This is a genomic window from Methylobacterium sp. 092160098-2 (assembly GCF_028920805.1).
Taxonomy (GTDB): domain Bacteria; phylum Pseudomonadota; class Alphaproteobacteria; order Rhizobiales; family Beijerinckiaceae; genus Methylobacterium; species Methylobacterium fujisawaense.
Map to the genome: position 1 here is coordinate 3,371,384 of NZ_JAQPZJ010000001.1, position 22,060 is coordinate 3,393,443.

12 protein-coding genes and 4 pseudogenes are annotated in these 22,060 nt (G+C 59.5%); 11 read left to right on the forward strand and 5 right to left on the reverse strand.

Annotated features, from left to right (window positions below):
* Positions 1-53 precede the first annotated feature (53 nt).
* Positions 54-1,343 (reverse strand): O-antigen ligase family protein, encoded by a 1,290-nt coding sequence (locus PQI07_RS15845; protein WP_274926937.1) that lies wholly within the window; start codon positions 1,341-1,343, stop codon positions 54-56.
* Between the two features lie 291 nt (positions 1,344-1,634).
* On the opposite strand from PQI07_RS15845, the pseudogene PQI07_RS15850 reads away from it, so the two are divergent.
* Positions 1,635-2,469: pseudogene (locus PQI07_RS15850) on the forward strand (IS3 family transposase); the annotation flags it as partial.
* 238 nt (positions 2,470-2,707) lie between these two features.
* On the opposite strand, the gene PQI07_RS15855 reads toward PQI07_RS15850, so the two are convergent.
* Entirely contained in the window at positions 2,708-3,985 is a 1,278-nt protein-coding gene (locus tag PQI07_RS15855; protein ID WP_274926938.1) for an IS110 family RNA-guided transposase, read from the reverse strand.
* A 146-nt stretch (positions 3,986-4,131) separates the two neighbouring features.
* Here PQI07_RS15855 and PQI07_RS15860 point away from each other — a divergent pair.
* From PQI07_RS15860 to PQI07_RS15870, 3 genes and pseudogenes are all read left to right on the forward strand, one after another.
* Positions 4,132-4,438, forward strand: a pseudogene (locus PQI07_RS15860) (integrase core domain-containing protein); the annotation flags it as partial.
* Positions 4,439-4,623: 185 nt separating this feature from the next.
* Positions 4,624-5,127: pseudogene (locus PQI07_RS15865) on the forward strand (IS110 family transposase); the annotation flags it as partial.
* A gap of 49 nt (positions 5,128-5,176) precedes the next feature.
* Complete coding sequence (locus PQI07_RS15870; protein WP_274926939.1) at positions 5,177-6,361, forward strand: IS3 family transposase; 1,185 nt, start codon at positions 5,177-5,179, stop codon at positions 6,359-6,361.
* Positions 6,362-6,389: 28 nt separating this feature from the next.
* On the opposite strand, the pseudogene istA reads toward PQI07_RS15870, so the two are convergent.
* Positions 6,390-7,442: pseudogene (gene istA / locus PQI07_RS15875) on the reverse strand (IS21 family transposase); the annotation flags it as partial.
* A gap of 357 nt (positions 7,443-7,799) precedes the next feature.
* Between istA and PQI07_RS15880 the strand changes: the two are divergent.
* Both PQI07_RS15880 and PQI07_RS15885 read left to right on the forward strand, forming a co-directional pair.
* Positions 7,800-8,761 (forward strand): IS630 family transposase gene (locus PQI07_RS15880; protein WP_274926940.1). Its coding sequence is split into 2 segments (ribosomal slippage): positions 7,800-8,151 and positions 8,151-8,761, totalling 963 coding nucleotides; the frame shifts between segments, so codons are not numbered across the junction.
* A gap of 473 nt (positions 8,762-9,234) precedes the next feature.
* Complete coding sequence (locus tag PQI07_RS15885; protein ID WP_274926941.1) at positions 9,235-9,573, forward strand: hypothetical protein; 339 nt, start codon at positions 9,235-9,237, stop codon at positions 9,571-9,573.
* A 1,461-nt stretch (positions 9,574-11,034) separates the two neighbouring features.
* Here PQI07_RS15885 and PQI07_RS15890 read toward each other — a convergent pair.
* Positions 11,035-12,078, reverse strand: a complete 1,044-nt coding sequence (locus PQI07_RS15890; protein ID WP_274926942.1) for an NAD-dependent epimerase/dehydratase family protein — start codon at positions 12,076-12,078, stop codon at positions 11,035-11,037.
* A 137-nt stretch (positions 12,079-12,215) separates the two neighbouring features.
* Positions 12,216-12,884 (reverse strand): sugar transferase, encoded by a 669-nt coding sequence (locus tag PQI07_RS15895; RefSeq protein ID WP_075380640.1) that lies wholly within the window; start codon positions 12,882-12,884, stop codon positions 12,216-12,218.
* A gap of 1,391 nt (positions 12,885-14,275) precedes the next feature.
* On the opposite strand from PQI07_RS15895, the gene PQI07_RS15900 reads away from it, so the two are divergent.
* From PQI07_RS15900 to PQI07_RS15920, 5 genes are all read left to right on the forward strand, one after another.
* A complete protein-coding gene (locus tag PQI07_RS15900; RefSeq protein WP_274926943.1) occupies positions 14,276-15,160 on the forward strand; it encodes a WecB/TagA/CpsF family glycosyltransferase in 885 nt (294 codons plus the stop codon).
* Positions 15,161-15,282: 122 nt separating this feature from the next.
* A complete protein-coding gene (locus PQI07_RS15905; protein ID WP_274926944.1) occupies positions 15,283-16,440 on the forward strand; it encodes a glycosyltransferase family 4 protein in 1,158 nt (385 codons plus the stop codon).
* Between the two features lie 20 nt (positions 16,441-16,460).
* Positions 16,461-17,504 carry a glycosyltransferase family 2 protein gene (locus PQI07_RS15910; RefSeq protein WP_236961288.1) on the forward strand — a complete coding sequence of 348 codons (1,044 nt, stop codon included), beginning with the start codon at positions 16,461-16,463 and terminating at the stop codon, positions 17,502-17,504.
* Positions 17,505-17,886: 382 nt separating this feature from the next.
* On the forward strand, positions 17,887-20,295 hold the full coding sequence (locus PQI07_RS15915; RefSeq protein ID WP_274926945.1) for a WD40/YVTN/BNR-like repeat-containing protein: 2,409 nt from the start codon (positions 17,887-17,889) through the stop codon (positions 20,293-20,295).
* A 268-nt stretch (positions 20,296-20,563) separates the two neighbouring features.
* Positions 20,564-22,060, forward strand: coding sequence for a UbiA family prenyltransferase (locus tag PQI07_RS15920; protein WP_446720955.1), 1,497 nt, complete (start codon positions 20,564-20,566; stop codon positions 22,058-22,060).

Below are 22,060 nucleotides of genomic sequence, written 5' to 3' on the forward strand. Positions count from 1 at the left end.
CAAGATCGTGACAGAATCAATCATTAGCATATTTTCCGCCATTTGAACAAATCTCAGAATTGTTGGTGCCGATAATTTCCATCTACGGTGTTCATCATGCAGATAACGACGATAATCATAAACTGAAGAATATGATCGCGCGAAAGGAGCGTAGACTCTGTAAAATTGTGACCCACACAAAATACAAATATAGCCATAAAAAGAGCGCCAGTTTTGTTGTTGTAGGCGGGATGGCTCAACAATGTCGCGACAGGCCTGACAATAAGAAAGTATAATGCGATTGCGAGGCCAGGCAAACCGATCTGCGACGCGATATCTAAGTATCCGTTATGGCCCTGAGAGGCAATTTCGAACCAGCTTCCTCCTTTCGCATAATCATAGACCGGGCTAACACCTCCGATGTACCAAAAAGAACCATATCCGGCACCAAGACGCCAGTGATCAGAAATATAAGCTATTAATACGCGCCAGATTTGTGAACGACCTGTCAGTGTATCATCGCGATCCAAGGGTTCCATCAGCCATTCACCGTACCACAGCAGAATGACACCGAAACAGAAGGCGCTCGTCATTGCCGCTGCGAAGGCAAGCGGCCAATCGCGATGATTGTTGGCACGAAATGCATGCCCCGATAGCAGGGCCAATAAGGCAAGTGCGGTCGAAGTTTTGGATCCTGTCTTCATCAAAAATAGAAAAGCCGCAATGATAACGATCCATCTTAGAAAGGACAGATGCTTTTGCTCCATGAAGTAAAAACACAGCATGGTTACCGCACAGAGTGCGCCCATAAAGTTTTTCTCGGGATAAATTCCCCGCCAATCACCAATGAGAGCGACATCTCGGCCCGCCTCCGGCTGGTGTATACCGACGCTCGGGAAGAACAGGACGGTTACGTAGCTTGCGAAGAGCGCCAAAGTCAGAGCGATCCGGACATGCGCAATGCTCTTCGCAACACCGAGCGATTGTATGGCAATAGCAACGGACAGAGCAACAATCGTCGTCAAGGCCAAGCGACGGGTCGCAATTGATGGATCTATTGCCCAAACGATACTCAGCCAACAATAGGCCAATATTAGACGAACGTTTCCCGGAAGCGCGGACAAGCCTCGAAAGTCGCGATGGATGCCCGTTCCAGCAAGTATGATTAATAAAATCAGTACATATCCAAGCTGTCGGAACGGATTTCCTTCGGTCATGGAAGCGGTGCCGCCGCTCAACCCATCCTGGGTGATTGGAGCAGTAACGACCATAATACAAAGTGCAAAAAAAGCAATTGATACGACGCTCTCATGAGCGGACGATCGCAAATTTTGCTCGAAGACGCTGAGTGGACCTGTCCTCATAGATATGTTGTCGTCCTCTCTGAGAAAACGAATAGGCTTTAGCTCTGCAAAATCAACGGGAATCCTATTCCGAAAGCGTTGCTAGCGCCGCCTTGCTGCAGCTGCGAATAGACGAAGCGACAGAATCTACACCCAAATCACTTATTCTGACTTTATATCGTAATAGTCGATGTGTCCAGATCGATATAGCCGGTGATTCTCACAATCATTGCCATCATCGCCACTGACCTGACCGGCTGGCTTTGGACCGGGCTGATTGAGAGGATCAGCCAGGACCGAAGGAGCTGGGACATGAAGCGAGGTCAGAAGACGAGCGCGGAGCAGGTCGTGCTGAAGTTGCGCCAGATCGAGGTGCAGACAGCCCGGGGCAAGAGTTTGGCGTTGGCGTGCAAGGAGGCGGAGATCTCTGAGCAGAGCTACTATCGCTGGCGCAAGGAGTACGGCAGCTTGCAGGTCGACTAGGCGCGGAAGATGAAGGATCTGGAGCGCGAGAACGCTCGGTTGCGGCGGCTTGTGGCGGACCTGTCCCTGGAAAAGCAGGTGCTGGCGGACGTCGCCTCGGGAAATTTGTAGCCCCCGAACGACGTCGGCAGGCAGTGGCGGCGATCCAGGAGAAATTTGGCCTCTCGGAACGTCACGCCTGCCGGATCGTCGGCTAGCACCGCGGCACGCAACGCTACGTGCCCACCGTGTTGGCCGACGAGGTGAGCTGACTCGCGCCATCATCGCCCTGGCGTCCGAATACGGGCGCTACGGCTACCGCCGCGTCACCGCGCTGTTGAGAGTAGACGGCTGGCGGGTGGGCAAGGATCGGGTCCAGCGCATCTGGCGTCGTGAGGGGCTCAAGGTCCCCCAGAAGCACCGGCCGCGCAACCGCCCCTGGCTCAACGACGGCTCGTGCGTGCGGCTGCGGCCGCTTTACCGCAATCACGTCTGGAGCTTCGACTTCGTGCAGGCTCAAACGCACGACGGCCGGAGCCTGCGCATCCTGACGCTGATCGACGAGCATAGCCTGGCGTGCCTCGCGCTGAAGGTGGCGCGGCGCATCAACAGCATCGGCGTGATCGAGGCGCTGGCCGACGCCGTGTGCCTGCACGGCCTCCTGGAGCACATCCGCTGCGACAACGTCCTACGTAGCGAGGAAGGACGGCTGGCTAAGCAACAGGTCTTCGTCCGCGAACATGCGCCCGCGGTGTGTTTGTCGTCAACGTCGATCCAGGCGGCTCCTGCCGATCCGGATGAACTCTCGGCCATAGCGAACACAGGATCCAGCCGATGCACGCGGCACCGTGGTCCTCACCGTCCTCCACACGAGATGTCGATCCAGGTAGGAGACCCGAGCATTATCTACAGGGTCGTGGTTCTCACGCCCTCACGGCTCTGCTGAGAGGGGTTCTCCCACCTGGCACCGGTCCCTCGACGAAGGGCCGGTAGTCGGCACCGGTCTTGATGACGGCGTGCACCACGCGCGCCATCTTGGCGGTGATCGCGGTCAGCGCCTTGCGCCGCAGGTCGGCATCGTGCCGGTCGCGGGCAATGTAGCGCTCGAACTTGTCGCGGAAACCGTTCTCCCGCTGCCGGATGGCCACCTGCCCAGCCAGCCAGAGCGTACGCCGGAGCCGGGCGTTGCCGTACTTCGACAGCTTGGTCTGGCCGCGGAAGGTGCCGGATTGCTGGGTGGCCAGATCGAGCCCGCAGAACTTCAGGAACTGCCGGTGATGGCCGAAGCGGCGCAGGTCACCCGCCTCAGCCAGGATGGTCAGGGCGTTGATCGGGCCGATGCCGGGGATGCGGCGCAGCAGCTTGTAGTCGGAGCTGTCGGTCAGGAGGGCGTCGGCCGTGGCCTCGATGGCATCGCGCTGCTGGATCAGCCCGCGCGCCTCGCCGATGACGAGCCGGAACATGCTCACCGCCGGAGCGTCAGGCGGCACCGGCAGGCCGATCGAGCTGCGGGCCGTCTCGTAGATGTCGCCGAGCAGTTGCGCCTTGGCGACCTTGCGCCCGACGACATCCCAGGCGGCAGCGATGAAGGCCTCCTTGCTCAGCGCGGTGATGCTGGCGGGCGTGGGGAAGCGATCGAGGAACGCGAAGAACCAGTCCGAGCGGCTGTTATGGCGGAAGCGGTCGACCTCCGGGAAGTATAGCGGCAGGTAGTGGGTCAGGATCCGATGCAGCACCTCGGTCTTGGCCTTTGAGACGGCGTCGTGCGTCTTGGACAGTTCCTGCACGTCGTTGATGCCGGCGGCGAGCGGGTCGTGGTAGACCTGCGAGGCGCCGATGCGGATCATGTGCAGCATGACCTGGGCGTCCTTCGGGTCGTTCTTGTCCCAGCCGTTGTGCAGGGCCTCGCGGGTGCGGGCGAGCCCCACGGAGGAGATCAGGCGCACGGCAAAGCCGGCCTGGAGCAGGCGCCAGGCGATCGGGCGGTGATAGTTGCCGGTGGCCTCGAAGCCGCAGGTCACCGGCTGACCGAGGTCCGACAGCAGCGCGATCAGACGGTCGTGCTCGGCGCGGGTGTTGAGGACGCTCAACCGGCGTCGTCGGCCGGAGCCGGGCACCTCGATGAGGACCTCGTTGCGGGCCTTGGCGACGTCGATGGCTACGAGAACGCCGGCCGGCGGCGTAAGCTGTTGTCTGGTCATGGTCGATCCGTCTCCGGAATGAGGCTTCGAACACCGTCACTCTAGAGACCTGCCGATCGGCCATGACCGCCCAGGGCGGCGCGCTGCGCTCAGCATGGCTTCGCGCGCCGCCCCAGAACCGTCGAGCCATCTTCCCGATGTGCTACGGCCCTGAGATGATCTCAAAGGCACTGCGCAAATGGGTCGCCAAAAACGGGGCCGCAGATCCAGAGCATTGCACCCCGCTCGCCGTGGGAGAACGGGTACTGTGAGAGCTTCAACGGCAAGCTGCGCGACAAGTGTCTGCGCCAGGAGATCTTCTACTCGCTCAAGGAAGCCCAGGCTGTCATCACCCTCTGGCAAAAGACCTACAACCGCGTTCGGCCGCATCCGTCCCTGGGCGACCTCCCGCCTGCGCCTGTCAGCTACCCGGACCTGGCCTTCCGGCTCCCCATGGCAGCGGCCATGCAGTAGCCTCTTGTAACTTGATCCCGCCCGCGTCGGGTATGCTCCTCGGCGCGGTGGCGAGTGAGAGACCGTTAGCCTCTGGGGCTACCAAGCCCGCAAGTGAGCCAGGGTCCTCGCCCGCCGTTCCATCGAACCCGAACAGTCGCTTGGGCCGCTCAACGCTAGGCCCGGTTGCGCAAGGATGGGATCAGATGGGCGCTCCTGTTGTCGGGATCGACGTGGCTCGTGACCGCCTCGATATTCACGTTCATCCCGCAGAGGCAAACTTCGCCGTTGATCGTACGACCGAGGGCGTGGAGCAGCTGTGCGAACGCCTCCGGCTCCTGAAGCCGAAGCTCGTCGTCCTTGAGGCGACCGGCGGTTTGGAAGCCATGGTGGCACGTTCTCTCACCACCTGGGGGCTGCCAACCGTGATCGTGAACCCAGCACAGGTCCGTGCTTTCGCTCGCGCGTTGGGCCAACGTGCCAAATCCGACCGCATCGACGACACCGTGATCGCCCGGTTCGCGGCGGCCACCAATCCGCCCGTTCGCGCCCGGGCCGATGCCGAGACTCAGGCGTTGGCTGATCTCGTCACGAGACGCCGTCAGATCGTAGGACTGATCGCGTCTGAGCGGCAGCGAGCGAGTCAAGCTCCATCCTGCATTCGAGACCGCGTCCGGCGCGTCATAGAGGCGTTGGATGATCCTCCCTCGGCACCGCGGACACCTCTGATACGCTCATGCTGAGCGGGGAAGGTGTCGGATGGCGAAGACGAGACGCGAGTTCACACCCGAGTTCAAGCGCGAAGCGGTTGCCCTGCTGGAGAGCAGCGGCCGGCCGCAGATGCAGGTCACGGCCGAGCTCGGGATCCAGCTTTCGATGCTGAGGCAGTGGCGCGCCACGCTGAACGGTGCCTCGCCCGGGCCGCGGTCTGCTGGATCGATGGGCGCCTCGCCACCAAGCCCAGTTGCGTCCTCTTCCGATCAGGCCGCCGAGATCGGCCGACTGCGGCGCGAGCTCGACCGCACGCGCATGGAGCGCGACGTACTAAAAAAAAGCCATCGGCATCTTCGCGGAGATGCCCAAGTGACCTTCGCCTTCATCGAGCAGCATGCGCGGACCTGGCCGTTGCGTCTCATGTGCCGCGTGCTCGGAGTCTCACCCAGCGGCTTCTACGGCTGGCGGTCACGGCCTGAGAGCGCGCGCTCGGCCTCCAACCGTCAGCTCCTGGACGACGTCCGGCGCATCCATGCCGCCCATCACCGACGCTACGGTGCCCCACGCGTGCATGCCGCCCTGCGAGCTGAGGGCCGGTCCGTCAGCCGCGGACGGGTGGAGCGTCTCATGCGCCGGCATGGCATCCGTGCTCTGGCGGGTCGTCGGTTCCGGCCCTGTACGACCGACAGCCGTCACGATCTCCCCATCGCGCGCAATCTCCTCAAGCAGGACTTCTCAGCCGCGCGACCCGACACGGTCTGGCTGGCCGATATCACCTACCTGCCGACCGGCGAGGGCTGGCTGTACCTGGCCGCCGTCCTCGATCTGGCCACGCGCAAGATCGTCGGTTGGTCTATGCGCGATCACATGCGCGCCGAGCTGAGCGTAGCGGCATTGATGATGGCCGCCCAGAGGCAGCGGCCGGCCGCCGGGCTGATCTGCCACTCGGATCGCGGCAGCCAGTACGCGGCCGAGGCCTGCCGGAGACAGCTCGCCGGTATGGGGGTGAAGCCGTCGATGAGCCGCACGGCTTGCTACTACGATAACGCCCCGATGGAGAGCTTCTTCCACACGCTCAAGGTCGAGCTCGTCCATCAGCGACGACGGGCGACCCGGGATGAAGCGCGGCGTGATCTGTTCGCTTACATCGAGGGCTACTACAATCGGCAACGCATCCACTCGGCACTCGGCTATCTCACGCCCGAGCAAGCCGAGAGGACCGCGAAATGATCTCCTTGTGTCCGCGACACCGAGGGAGGATCAGCCGCCACGGCACCGAGTAGGCGTTGCCGTCCACGCTGACCGCGCAGTCTGCCCCGACCCGGCGCACGAGATCGCGTGCGGCGGAGAACGGCGGCACGCCCGCCAGGGGCTGCAGCGCCCGGGCCTCGTCCCGGGCGAACCGCGCGCCCGGCGCCTCACCGGTCGTGCCGTGCGCGCGCCGGTCGGCCACATCCCGCGTCCAGGCATCGAGATGCGCCTCCAGGGGGGCAAAGCTCGCGAAGCGGTGGTCGGCCACAGCGTTCCTCTTGACGTAGCCAACGCCGCGCTCGTCCTTGCCCTTCGTGCGCGCCCGGTACGGGGCGCAGGCCCGCACCCGGAGGCCCCAATGCCGGGAGAAGGCGTGCAACCGCGGATGCAGGATGAACTCGCGGCTGACCGGGTCATGGTGCAGGACCAGGGCGCGGGCATTGTCGAGCAGCACCTCATGCGGCACACCGCCGAAGGCTCGAAAGGCGCTCTCCAATCCGGCGAACCAGTCCTCCTGCCGTTCGTGGCCGAAGGCGCGCACGTGCAGTCGACGCAAGTAACCGAGCGTCGCAACGAACAGCGAGACTTGGGTTGGCACACCGCCGATCTCGATCCGCCGCTCGCCGAAGTCGATCTGCATCTGCTCATCTGGCCGCGTCTCGAACCGCACGCTCGCCGTTGCGGCGATCACCAGGTCCCGCCGCAACGGCGCCACAGCCCGTTCCACGGTGCGCAGGCTGACGTGGATGTCCTTCTCGTTGGCGAGGTCCTGGCGCACGAAGTCGGCGTTGCCGGCATGCTGCCGGAACTGTTCGGCCAACCAGTCCATCAAGCCGTCGAGCCGCTTCGATCGAGACGGCGTTTTAGAGGGACGCCAATCCCCCTGACGGAGCCAGTGCTTGACCGTGTTCTTCGAACAGCCGAGCTCGGTCGCGATCCGCTTGGCACCCCAGCCCAGCGCCGTCAGCCGCACCATCGCCGATACGTCGTCCGGCGTCTTCATCTCGGCCCTCCGCGGATCGTCCGTCCGCTGAAGAGCCTGATCTTCGTTCCTGATCATCTCAACCTCCTCGCTCATCGAGGGGGGCAGGTCCTCATGGCGTCAGGGAGGCAGTTTGCCGTGTCACCTGACTTAAGCTCGTTGCTCTGATTGCCACTGCTCGGAAGCTGATCACCATCCTCAACGCCATCCTGAGGGACGGAACGCCATGGCAAACCGCTTGACCGGCAAGACAGTCGCTCACGCGGCTCGGTCCACAATACCGGTCAGGTCATTCCTGGGTTTTAAATTGCACTCTTATCCACGGCTCATTCGCGGCTGAGATATGTAAGCGGCCTTTGAAGGCGAACTAGAGCCGTGCCCGGCGGTGTTGCGACAGGACGGTGGCTGGAGCGTTGACGGGTGAAGGAGCCAGCGATGCCTTCACCGTTGTCTGTCGATCTGCGCGAGCGCGTCGTGGCGGCCGTGACAGAGGGCGCTTCCTTCCATCAGGCGGCGGCGCGGTTCGGGGTGAGCGTGTCGAGCGCCAGCCGCTGGTCGCAACGGTTTGCGCAGCAGGGTCACGTCGCCCCCAAACCGACGCACGGCGACGACCGCCTGCCGGCGATCGAGGAGCATGCGGATCTGATCTTCTCCCTCGACGAGGCCCGGCCCGAACGCTTCCTGCGCGAGTTGCGCGACGCCCTGGCCGAGCAGGGCGTGCAGACCAGCACGAGCGGGCTGTCACGCTTCTTCGCTCGCCATGGGATCACCCGTAAAAAGGGGCGCTGTACGCAACTGAGCAGGAGCGGGCTGACGTGAAGGCGGCGCGTGAGGCGTGGTTCGCGGCTCAGCCTGACCTCGACCCCGACAAGCTCGTCTTCCTCGACGAGACGGCGGCCGCCACCAACATGGCCCGCCGCTACGGTCGCGCCCCGTGCGGCAAGCGCTGCCGGCTCCTCGTGCCCCAGGGCCATTACATAACAACCACTATCACCGTCGCTCTGCGCACCACCGGCCTGTGCGCCTTCGACCTCGCGGATGGCGCTACCAATGGCCAGCGCTTTCGCGACTACGTCGCCAACCGCCTCGTCCCGGTGCTGCGGCCCGGCGACATCGTGATCCTCGACAACCTGCAAGCTCACAAGGTCAGCGGCATCCGCGAGCGGGTCGAGGCGGCCGGCGCCCGGCTGCTCTACCTTCCGCCCTATAGCCCCGAGTTCAACCCGATCGAACAGATCTTCGCCAAGCTGAAAGCCCTGCTGCGGAGCGCAGTTGCCCGCACCGTGCCAGACCTCTGGAACGCCATCCGGCACGCCTTCACCCGCTTCACCCCAGACGAGTGCCGCAACAGCCTCGCCGCCGTCGTCTACGACAACGACTTAGCCGTCGCTACGTAAGCGGGAACGGCTCTAGACGAGGGTTCAATTCTCTCACGCGATGCAGAGATAGCTGAAATCCATCTTGGATCGAGCGACGCCGGCGCCGCCGGTCAACACCTCGAACTGATCAATCACCGATGGAAAGACTGGCGCCGGTTGGCCCGCGCTCGAGTCTCGTCTGTCTTTAAAGCCATTTGTGTACCGAAAAGCCTGCAACCTTTATCATCTGCTCAGCCCTCCGAAAGCAGTATGGTCCCAGAAATCGCACATTTCGATCAGCGTTCTGCAATCAAATTCGGTAAGCGTATCGCCGGAGGACTACCTATACGGGCGATCCATCGTCGGACCAATTCGTTTTGGCTAGATCTCGTTCATGGCGGCCCGAAATGGCTTCGAAGCAATGGCGCATCGCCTCCTTCAGTCTTTCGATCTGTCTGAGCGGAGGTTTGGGTGGATGTCTGAGCTTGACGGTTTTGGAATCGAGCCCTTCCATGACGACCGTGGATCCCGCACCGGTGGCCGATCTCGATGACAGTAGGGCTCTCGAAGCGCCCCGCCGACGTCAGACCGGCAATGGCGTCGACCCGATAGCCGTGCTCGCTCATCGCACCCACGATCGAATGGGTGCTGCAGCCGTCACAACGGTCGAACGCCTGCCGGCCTTTGCGGCTGCGCCCTCGACGAACGAGCCGAAGTCGGCAGCTTCGCAACGGCGTATTCAGGCACCGCGCCGTCAGGTCAGCAACGCCGAGATTGCAGAGCGGGATCGTCAAGCGGAGATCCTCATTCGGCAGTCTGTTCGATCTATCTGCGTAGGATGTCAGAATTGAATGTTCGGCGTTCCGGCGCTGAGACCGGGACTCGGTCGTGACATCAGAGCCGAGCGCGATTTTCAGTGAGCGTAGGCAACCTGAGACGTGCCTTGAACGATGACACAAACGACGCAGCCCGCGCCCGGACAATGATGGATCACAGCGCGGGTTGGGTCGTCGCCGGCCCACGGCACCATTGCGATCGAAGGCGACCCCATGTGGGGCCGAGGCCCTCTGGCCCATCAGATGCCGTTGAATTCTTCATCCTTGAGGCGCCGCTGGAATCAATTCACCACCCGGCCTAGCATTGCGACCGACAGGTGGCTTCTGTCGAGCTGGCTTGCAACCGAACAACACGATTCATCCGCGCACCAGCCAGCCTATCCAGTGACCCTGAGGGCTCTGGAGCCGGGCAATTGAGACCCATTCCCATGCCGTCCGGGGGGCAGTATACCTTCTGCAGTGGCAATCGAGCGGGCCGGTCGAAGCGGCTTCAGCATTGTGTCACGCCGCAGGATATACCGAGTGACGGGAGTTCGATTGTTCTCCGGCGAGCGATATTTTCGTCGGCTCGGTATCGACATGGAGCGTTAGATATGCGTAGTTAATCACCTGCTGAATAATAGAGTGTCTGGATTTGCGCCAAGCTCAGCCCGCACTTGAGGTTCAGGACAGCACCCACGGATCCCGATCCCGATCCCGATCTCGATCGGCTCGGGCTGCTGACGGTTTGATCATTGCGATTTTATTTATTGCGTCGATGCTACTGCTCTGCGCGACCGTACTATATATGACGATGCATCGCATCTTTCCGGCTATTGTCCCGCTACATGCATACAGATCTCTCGCTGTGTGGCATCGCTTTAGCTCGCTTGCGATTCAAGAGATTCGATCTTGGCGCTGATTGATTTGAGCGAGCGAGGCCACTGTGATTGGCCTCTTTGATTGTTACTTGCGATTGCTGCGTTTACTTATAAAGTCGATGCGAACGGTCGAAATCTGACGAAATCAGCTTTGTGCGTCCATCTGAATCACGGGCTCTGAGGCCGGTGCCGTGCGAACAGATTACAGCTTCGGTATCCGATCTGTGATCACAAGGCCAAAATTATTCGGTGACAATCTTGCCATGATATCGACTGTAATCTGCGATACGACCGGCTGCTCATTGACACCAGCGCGAGTCAGGTGCAGTTCACCGCGCGCTGGGAACAGTTTATATTCACCAAAATCGATTGACGCACATTGGCAAGGACGCAAAAGACTCCGTTATGTCGCCACAGACATCGGAGAGGTGACCAAAAGCCAAGCCTCATCTTTCGATCTTTGCGGTAGCGACCGCCGGTCACCTACGGCCTTTATCGAGAAAACGGTGTTTCCATCCATGTAAGTTCGGCTCGGTAAAGTGGCTTTTGGGCACCAGAAGCCAGATTACCTCGGATTTCGTCGGCGCTCCACAAATCGCGTCTGGCTTGGACCCGTTCACCGGACCGCACTCATATTGCCGCTCACATGCCGGTGCCCGAAACCGAGACCAGTGCCCTTCGTCGCTAAGAGGGAGCGATACCATTCGACCGTATGACAGCAAGGCGCATTACCGGCCCGCCCATCCCGGAGCGCCCTTTGGACGTCCGAGACGGCGCACCCAATCGACCGATGCGCCCGGAACGCGAGTACTTTCTCAGCCTTGGCAAAGCTGACGCGATAGTTTCGACGATCTTCACCGACACCCACATAGGAGATCGCTGTTGCAGCCTCACTCGCTAACCAGACTTGGTATGCAATTTCCGAGATCTGGTAATTTTCACGCCCTATGTTGAACACTTGGCCGGCAATGGACCGATCGGGCGCATCAAGGGTAAGCAAAAACGCTTGCGCGACGTCCTCGACGTGAATGAGAGGGCGCCATTGTGCGCCATTTCCGACGACACTGATGCAGCCGAGTTCATAAGCATCGAGCGCCATTTTATTGACCACCAAGTCGAACCGCATCCGTGGCGAAAGGCCAAAAACGGTACCATTCCGCAAGGATACGGTGGTGAAATCCGATCTGTTTCGGCTCAATACGACCTCTTCGGCTTTTGCACACGTCTCTGCATATAAGGTGAGCGGCCGAAGCGTAGAATCCTCATTCACGTCACTGCCAATATGCTCACCATAGACGGCACAGGAACTTGCAAAGAGATAGCGTTTGACCCCAGCCCGCTCAGCGAGCATCACCGAGGCGATCCGTCCCCGCTCATTGATCGAACGCGTTAGTTCGGCATCGAGGTCTCCGGACGGGTCATTCGACAATGCGGCTAAATCAACAACAACGTCGCAATCATCGAAAACTCCTGGCGGATAATTGCGGATGTCACACCGCAGAATCTCCATCGCGGGATGGTCTTGAAGGCTAAGCAATGACTGATGCCCGAAAAAAAAAGCATCGATTGCTCGAACGCGATAGCCGACATTCAGAAGCTGTGTGACGAGAACAGAACCGATGTATCCCGCGGCGCCAGTAACAGCAACTGTCTTCTGCATCGCGAAAACCTCGCTTGGAGCTACCGGATTTCGGGACGCCGAAGCGCCAATATGTGCAGCCCGTCCCGGGGAACGCAGCATCCGTTCTAATCTCGGGCGCCAACAAAAATCCGTTGCATTCTTTTTAGATTGCGATTTCAGTAAGCATCCAGCTTGAATGCCAGGCACATTAACACGGTTTTCACGATAATCTTGAAATCAAGAATAAGGCTTGCGTTTGATACATACCAAAGATCGAGCGCAAGGCGCTTTTCCATATCGGCAGAGTAAGGCGTTGCGCCCCGTGACCCACTAATCTGTGCCCATCCGGTGATACCGGGGCGCACGTTGAACCGAGCATTGTAATTGGGGATTATTTTTCCATAGTAAATGTCGTGGGAAACAGCGTGTGGACGAGGTCCGACAATCGCCATCTCACACTTGATTACGTTTAGCAGTTGCGGAAGTTCGTCGAGACTGCTGCGTCTTAGAAATTTTCCGATCCGAGTTACGCGCACATCGCTGCGACTCGCCTGTTGCACGATGGGTCCGTTTTCTTGAACATGCATCGTCCGAAATTTATATATATTGAATTTGCGACCCTTCAGTCCAGTCCGTTCCTGCCGGAACAAAATAGGGCCAGGACTGTCGAGCGAGATCAAAATGGCGATCAAAACGAAAAGAGGCATAAGAAGGAGGATGGCGGCTGCCGCAACAGTTATATCGATTGCGACATGCGCGCTGTGCCGAATATTGGATGTGTGGTCAGCCCCCGCTCGAGCTTCAGGACCTGAGGTCACAAGCAACCCGTGTTCAGCAGAACTCATCGCTTAAGTCTCCTCGATCTATTTCGCATAATCGATTGAGTCAAAGCGGCGTATTGAAAATATCCTCCCAGTTTTATTTCATGTCACCTGAAAATAAATATAAATAGATAGCGTTCCGACGCGTTATAGTATATCATCAATGACTAAAAGTATAGTTCATTTTCCAATATAGCTCGAATAAGCTTGATATATCCATTTGTTGTATTGGGATTTTTCGAAAAGTACGGCTTCGCGCGAGATTGCACCATACGAACGTTGCGAAATACTATCGCTGAAGGCTGCTGTTTGGCATTTTCGCAGCTCCGAGATTTTTGAGAACGACTTCGCAACTCGACGTGTCCCCAGAACTCGCAAAAGCACTGGTGCGCGGCGCACGCTAATAGGCAGCCCACTCTATAGATCCGGGCCGCATTTCGGACTTGGTGTGCGGCCTCGATGACGTGGCCGAATTCTCTATATCGGCTATAGCACCGTCTGGCAATAGGGTTAATTTTCATACATTGCTTGCATTTACCGGTGCTGAAAATCGGTTTTAACAGATGACTGGTTGATGTTCAGATTAGGTGTGCGGCCCATGAGGGATGGTCCATAGAAACGGTCAAAGTCATGTCAATGATGGCAGGATGACCAGTGCATACGCACCATTTTCCGCTGCTGTGATAATACGAGTCTGGAGTAAATCGGCTCGCGAATACACCATCAGATTATTATACTGTCACAAAGAATATGAAAACCGATATCGCGTGTTGAGCTCGGCGGAACCGAAGGGCCTCTTTCTTCGCAGCTTTTGCTAGAAGGTTGCCCAAATCTGACAAATGGATGGCCCCCCGTCACGCCGCTCGTGTCGCTCTGCCGACGAAAGCAAAGCGCACTTCACTGCAGGCTACGAGACGGATGAAAAACGCAGCCAGAAACGCCCAATCGCTCTGTCTTTCGCGTCGAATAGCCGAACTCTGTCGTGCAAATGCTGCTCGCGATCGGCGGTGACGTTAAAACGGTTTGTCGGTTGAGGGCCCTGGGATGTTTCTCGTGAGCCGAGTGATCGGAAGATGGTAATCAAGCCGTTTGATGCCGGCTAGCTGTCCTCAGATTGCCGATTTTATGAGCGGACCGGCAATTTCTTAACCAGGGATTTGAGGCGCGTTTGATCAATCCAGTTTCCGCTCTCGATGAGGGCGGAGACTCGACTCAAGGTGCCTTTTTAGGTCCATCGAATTCGGTATTGCGTTCCGGTGATCGCCTGGATATAGGTTAACAAACTGTTAAGATGCCGTGTAGGCCCTACTCCCGAGCGCTATAGGAGGGATGTAGAGATGTCGCATTTTGGCCGGTTGTCGACATACTTTAGATGGTCAGGTTCTGTGCAGCGCCGGCTCCGTGCAGACGGGGCCGTGCGACTGAACGACAGTCGTTCCGGTTCTCGTGACGACAACACTTTTCAGCGGCAGCTGGTTCACGGTGCGCTACTCAATGAATCCAGTGGTCGAATGTCCCTGATCCGTGTTGGTGGGATTCCCACCGCAGTGCTATCGCGCAAACAACTGGCACGCCGCATGGATGACGATTGCCGTTTGGTATCTCTGGGGCATCTTGCTGAGCCCCGAATAATCGTCGCGTCAAATGGATCGGTGATTGCGAGATTTCATCTGAATAGAAACTTTCGACGACTGATTTCCAAGGCTTCAATTGTCGATGCTGACGGTGCATCGCTCGTCTTTGCGTCGCGCCTATTCTGTCGAAGTCCCTTGCCTGAGCGGGTGGCGACGACTGATCTCATTCATGATTGCGCCGATCTAGCATCCCAGAAGTGCATACGTTTTTATTTTCTGGGCGGAAAGCCTGAGGTGGCTTTGCGTGCATCGCAAAAGTTGAAGCTGATTTTTCCGAATCTACAGGTGGTTGGGTGCCGCGACGGGTATTTCAATCGCGCCGACGAGGATGAGATCTGTTCTGAGATACTCCGCACAGGAGCGCAGGTCTTATGGCTCGGTCTAGGCAGTCCGATGCAGGAAGAGATCGCTTGTTCATGGCAGAAGAAACTGGGCGGTTTGGCCTGGATCAGAACCTGCGGCGGGCTCTTCGATCACATCGCTGAGGACGTTCCGCGAGCGCCGCGATGGATGCAAGATATCGGTCTTGAGTGGCTTTACAGGATTTATCAGGAGCCGAGACGATTATTGTTTCGCTATTTATGGTCTAACCCCGTCGCATTATTTTATCTTTTGACCAAAACGTACGACGATCCGATCTATCGTGGACCAGTTGTACTAAAATGATATCATATCTTATCTATATCCGAATATTGATTGTGGACTAATTACAGAAAACCGGATCCATGCTCAGGTGCCGGGCTAGGTGACAATCAATGAGGCGGATTGGGATGTGCGCTGCGGTATCGTTGACGGAGCCGATCCAGCGTTCCGTACGGAAAGCCTCGATACGGTCGCAGCCGACCGTTTACTTTTTTGCCAACCATTCGTCATCCGGTGGTGTCGGCGAGCTGTGGAGCGATCTGGCTGCTGGATTGGCGGCTAAGGGATTTCGAACACGTCTCATCGCGCTTTGGCCGAGTGCCGACACATCGATGGCTGGCGATGAACGCGTCCCTTGGCACCACGTGGTCTCTGAGAAGCCACGATCGATGCGCCGTCTTCTCTGCTTGGTCAGAGATCTTGTTCTGCTCTTCAGAAAGGATACGCCAGATTGTGTCGTGACAGCGATGCCTGCCACAAACCTATTGGTGCCCGCGGCGGCTTTGCTTTCCTACCGGCGCATTCGAGCTATCACATCGCATCATACGCCTGCGAATACGTTGAAATGGCCTATGAATTGGCTTGATCGATATGCCTCTGTGCCGCCGAACGTCTCGGCGTCAGTCAGTGTCTCGAAGACGGTCGCGACGTCGTATCACCGGGGGCGGGGGTGGTTGCGATCAAAGCAGCGGGTCATCAGCAACGCGCTTTCTCCTGCGATCGAGCAGCATCTTTCGGAATTGTTCCGGATGAGGCAACCGCGCATCGGGGGTGATGCCCCTTTTCGCGTTATAAGCCTCGGCCGCCTCTCAGCGCAAAAGAATTACGACGTCTTGATCAAAGCGGCGTTGTACATGCCAAACGTGATTGTGAGCATCATAGGGCATGGACCTGAGGAGACGAGACTGCGGTCACTGGCTGACTGCCTCGGTGTAACGGATCGGGTAAAATTTCTCGGACTCATGGGCCGCAAAGATGCACTTCGCATGCTCGCGGCGGCCGATGTCTTCGTGCAGATGAGTCGCTTCGAAGGCCATAGCCTCGCACTCATCGAAGCGGCCAAACTTGGGTTGCCGCTTGTCGTTTCGAATATCCCAGTTCAATTGGAATTTATAACTGACGAAATCGGCCGACACTGCGGCATTTCAGTTGATATCGACGATGCCCGTAGTTTGGCCCGATCGATTGACCGATTGTATTTCGATCATGAATATTATGAGGACATGGCTTTGCGATCAAGACATATCGCGGCAGCACTTTCATTCGATAAAACCATGTCACTCTACGAGGATCTTGTGTCTTAACGTCGGTTTTTGGCCGAGGAATGGGTGACGTTCGTCCAAAAGAGTCCTTCGATACGGAATTGGCAATGAAGCTTACAATCGGGATTAAGGTTTTCAATGAGGCCGCCCGGATCGGGCGGGCGATCGAAACTGCGCTTGAGGCCGCCGCTCCGTACGGTGGTGAAGTCTTGATCGCTGATAGCGGATCCACGGACGGTACGCTGGAGATTGCGTTGCGGTACGACGTAAAGATCGTCCAATTGGCGAATCCAGCCGAGCGCTCGTGCGGCGCTGGTGCCCAACTCGCGTATATGTTCGCCCGCGGAGAGTTCTTCTACCTTCTCGACGGTGATATGGAGATCGATCCTTCATTCCTGCCGTGTGCGATACCATTTTTGGAGACGCATCCGGATTTCGCCGGGGTCGGGGGCCGTGTCGAAGAGGCGAATGTCGAGAACCATGAATTCCGCACACGGAAAATCAATGCGGAAAGGAGATGCGCTTATTACCCTCGTCTGATCGACCGTCTCGATTGTGGGGGGCTTTATCGCGTCTCGGCGGTAAAGCAGAGCGGGTATTTCGCAGACCGAAATTTGAAATCATTTGAAGAATTTGAGCTCGCTTCGCGATTGATTGCGGATGGCTGGAAACTCACCCGGCTCGATGTTCCTGCCGTCGTGCATTATGGGCATACGTCAGAAAGCTATAAGCTCCTGCGGGCTCGATTTCTATCTGGCTACGCGAACGGCGTGGGCCAAGTTTCTCGGGCGATCCTCGCCCGGCCTCGCAGTCGGCAAGCGCTTTCTAAACTTACGCAGTTTTGGACATGCGCTGTCGTCGTGATCTGGTGGGCCGCAATCCTCACATTGACGGTCTTGGCGGTCTCAGACTGGCATTACCTCGCATACCTGCTCGTGGCGATTGTCCTACCCGTGCTGTTTCTCATGCTGCGGCGCGGCTCAGTGCAAGCCGGGCTATACTCGTTCGTGGCGTGGAACACGGTTGCAATTGGCTTTTTTGCGGGGTTCGCCGCATCGCGCCGATCGCCGACGGAACGATTGGAGGCGGTGATCATCAGGGGTTGAATAAATGGCAAGTCACGGTTGCTGATATTGGCAAAATTCGGGCTTGATGTCTCATTCGCGCAAGACGTGGATCTAAAAATCTTGGCCGTTATCTCGATGGCTGTGTTTAAGTGCTTGAGTTTGTATTTCGGAAATCGAGAAAAATGGAAGGCGAGGCTGATTGTGGGCGTCCTGACCATAACTGAATCAGGGGTAGGCCAATTGTTCGCTTTGGTTCAATTCGCGATGCGGCCGAACACCGCGATGCTTTCCGGAAGGCGCGGGTGCGGATCGATCGGCGACCGACAGGTCGGGCAAATCCCTGTGTGGTGCCGGGATCGGGTCAATTGGCGGTCCGTTGCTGCACGAGGGTTCATGGTTCCAGCCAATGTTGGTTGAGTTGATGCTGGCTGAACTCGGTCTTGCGGACCCAAAGATGACCGGGCGATCTGCGGTCGCGCATCGCATGTGGAGGCTCGGTCGGCCGTTCGATCAGCGACGCTCGTCGATGATGCGCCTGTCGCTGTCCGTGTCGTTACGCGGTTTCGCCCTGTTGCTTTGGGGGCTCGTGGTGCTGCCCGTCGCTCGCGCGGAGACCTATCTCTGGCGGCCGGTGAAGATCGGCGGCGGTGGATTCATAACCGGATACTCATCTGATGCCAGCGGGTCGACGCGCGTCGTCAGAGCGGATGTGTACGGAGCTTATATCTGGAGCGACAGGGCCAATCGGTGGATTCAATTGGTGACCACCGCGTCGATGCCGTCGACGTTTCACGTTCAGAACGGACTCAACGAGGGGGTGTACGAGGTCGTCGTTGCCCCGTCCGACGCGCGCCGGATCTATCTGGCACTGAAGGGAAGGGTCCTTACCTCGCGGGATGGAGGGCGGTCATTCGCCGCCTCATCGACAGCTCCGTTCGAGCATGGCTTCGATCCGAATAGCGAGTTCCGCAATTACGGGCCGTTCATTTCGGTCGACCCTGTGCGTCCGGACGTTGCGCTCTTTGGAACTCCGGCCGATGGTCTCTGGCGCACCGAGGACGGCGGCGTGACGTGGTCACGCATCCCGACCGTGCCTCCGGCGATGGATCTACGCCCGGCGCAAGGCGGCCATCAGAGCCCCGGCATCATCACGTGGTTTGAGAAACCGGGCGGCCAAGTCGCAGGGCGCGTCTGGGCGATGTCGGCCGGAAACGGCCTTTTCGCCTCGTCCGACGGCGGCCGAAGCTTTTCCCGGCTGGCATCCGACGGGCAGGGCGGGCCGTCGCTTCTCACGCAGGGCGCCTTCGCGCGCGACGGGACCTTCTTCGGTGTCGATCGCGAGACACGAATGGCTTGGCGTTATCGCGGGGGTGCATGGCAGAGCCTTACATCCAACGGAGGCCTGCCGAGTCTGCCCTTCGCAGCCGTGGCGATCGACCCGGACGATTCACGCATCCTCGTCATCGATCAAAGCGGGACGGTGTTCCGATCGAATGACGGAGGACGGTTGTGGACACGACTGGCGCATGAGTCCCGGGTCGGGTCCGGCGACCCGCCATGGCTTCGCGTCAGCAATGCGTCCTACTTCGCCATGAGCCGTATCATGTTCGATCCTGTGAAGAAGGATCGGCTTTGGGCTGGCGCAGGCATGGGCGTGTTCTACGCCGACCTCTCCGACTCTTCGCGGACTGTGACGTGGGTCAGCCAGACCCGGGGGATTGAGGAGCTCGTCGCGAACGACGTCAACCAAGCCCCAGGGCAGGCCCCGCTGTTTGCGGTCTGGGATTTCGGTATTCACGTCAAGCGGGACCTGACGGCGTACTCAACGACATACGGTCCGAAAGAGCGTGTGCTGATCGCAGCACAGCAAGTGGCGCTGACACCCGCCAATCCGCGATTCGTCGTGACGAATGCGTCCGATACCCGAACATCCTGCTGCTCGGAAGACGGCGATGCCGTGCTGGCCGGGTACAGCTTGGATGGCGGCGACAGCTGGACCAAATTCGCCGCGCTTCCGACGCCGCCGGGGACCCGTCCCGAGGACCCCTGGCGCATGGCGTTCGGTACGATCGCGGTCTCGGCCGGCGACACCAACAACATCGTCTGGGAGCCGACCTATAACCGCGCTCCGTTCTACACGAAAGATCTCGGCCGAAGCTGGCGACGGGTGGTACTGAGCGGCGAGTCCCTTCCGTTTACGGGCTCACATCCGCACATATACCTGTCGCGGAAGACACTCACGGCGGACGGCACGCGGCCCGGCGTCTTCTATCTCGTCCACAGCGGGGAGGGGGCGAATAAGCGGCTCCAAGGGCTTTGGCGGACGGGCGACGGTGGCGAGACTTGGCGCCACGTCTTCAAAGGTGAGATCGCGCCGAACACCGGGTACGCCGCGAAGCTCCGCGCCGTGCCAGGTCGACCGGGCGAGCTCTTCTTCACGTCGGGCATCCCGTACGCAACGGGGACGCCCCTGAGGCGCAGCCGCGACGGCGGGGAAACCTGGACCTCGATCCGCGGTGTCAGCCAAGTGGATGATATCGCTTTTGGTCGACCTAATCAGGCAGGTTATCCTACAATTTTCTTATCCGGTCGGCTGAATGGCGAATATGGATTCTGGCGATCGATTGATGAAGGTGAGAATTGGACGAAGATAGGGGCTTTCCCCGTCGGCAGCTTGGATCAGGTCACTGTTCTCGGCGCCGACACCGATCATTTCGGCCGTGTCTACGTGGGTTACATGGGGTCCGGTTTCCTGGTCGGGGAACCGGCCGACTGCAAAGCGAAGCCCTACGCATTCGGAGAGGACGCAGAATGCTTTTCGCTGCGCTGAGACCCGCGAACGCGGCCTCTTCGGTCCCCGCGGGGGCCCGAAGAACGGCGCTGTGGCGACTCCGGCAATGAGTCTCCGGCTGGGAAATCGTCATCTTAGTCGGGACCTGACCAGCCGGATATGGATCTCGGCAATTCAGCAATCCTGATTGAGGTGGCCCTGTTCAAATCGGCAGCGGAGCTTTCGATCTGTGATGATGCGATCTGTTCTGCACGATCTCACCCGCCGGATTCAGTATGGTCGGTCTCCGAGCTTGGGGGCCGGATCCGTGCTGTCAGGGCACATCGCTTCGGGGGTCGAGGCCGTTCGGCACCCGGCTTGGCCGAAACTCGGGTCTCGCGAGGTTCCCCTCATCCTCGATCTCGACGGAACGCTCCTGCGGACGGATGTCCTGTACGAGAAGGCGCTTGCGTTGGTGCGGGCCGATCCGCTGAACGTCCTGCGCATGCTCTACTGGGCGATGGGCGGCCGCGCCCACCTGAAGCGGCGCATGGCTCAGGCTGTCACGCTCGACATCGAGGCGCTGCCGGAAAACCCCGAGCTGGTCGCCTTCGCAGAGGCCGAGGCCAAGGGAGGCCGGCCGATTCACATGTCGACCGCCACCGACAATGTGACGGCCTCCCAGATCGCCCGCCGCTTCCCGTTCATCAGCAGCGTCATCGCCAGCGACGGGCAGACGAATCTGAAAGGGGCCGCCAAAGCGGCTGAGCTTGCCCGCCGTTTCCCGCTCGGCTTCGACTATGCGGGCGACAGCCGCGCCGATCTGCCGGTGTGGCATGCCGCCCGGCAGGCGATCGTGGTCGGCGCCTCCCCGGGGGTGGAGCGCGCGGCCGGCAGAGCAGCCGACGTCGCCGGCGTCTTCCGGCGCCCGCCTTACGGTCGCCTGCTCCTCAAGAGCATGCGGTCCCATCAATGGGCCAAGAATGCGCTTGTTCTCGTGCCCGCAGTCCTAGCCAACCGCTTCCTCGACCCGTCCGCCCTCGGGTCGCTCGCGATCAGCTTCGTGGCGCTCTGCCTGATCGCCTCGGCGACCTACATCCTCAACGACATCTGGGACGTGGCGGACGATCGTCGGCATTGGTCGAAGAAGAACCGTCCTCTCGCCAGCGGCCAGTTTCCGATCGTCTACGGCCTCGCCGCCGTGCCGGCCGGTCTGGGAGCCGGATTCCTGCTCGGCGCACTGGCTGGCCCGAAGGTGGTTCTCACGCTGGCAGCCTATACCGGGCTGACGCTCGCCTACTCGTTCTATCTCAAGCGGGTGGTCCTGCTTGACGCCTTGACGCTCGCCAGCCTCTTCACGATTCGGTTGGCGGTGGGCACCGCCGCTGTGGAGGCCATCGCCTCGCCGTGGCTGTTCGTGTTCTCGATGTTCCTGTTCACCTCACTGGCCTTGGCGAAGCGCCACACCGAGATCGCCCGTGCCACGGCGCGCGGCGCGGCTCAGATCAACGGACGCGGCTACGTGGCAGTGGATTTGCCCCTCGTGCTGGCCGCCGGTGTCGCCGCGGGCACGTCCGCGCTCCTGATCTTGGTGTTCTACGTGATCGACGACGCCTTCAAGCAGACCTTCTATGGCGATGTGGCATGGCTCTGGGGCTTCCCCCTGGCGCTGTCGATCATCCTGGGGCGAATCTGGGTCGCGTGCCAGCGCGGCACGCTGCAGGATGATCCGGTTGTCTTCGCGCTGACGGACCGGCTGGCGTTGACGGCCGGCAGTGCGCTCGCGATGTGCTTCGTGCTGGCTTGGGCGGGCTTTTCGGTCTGA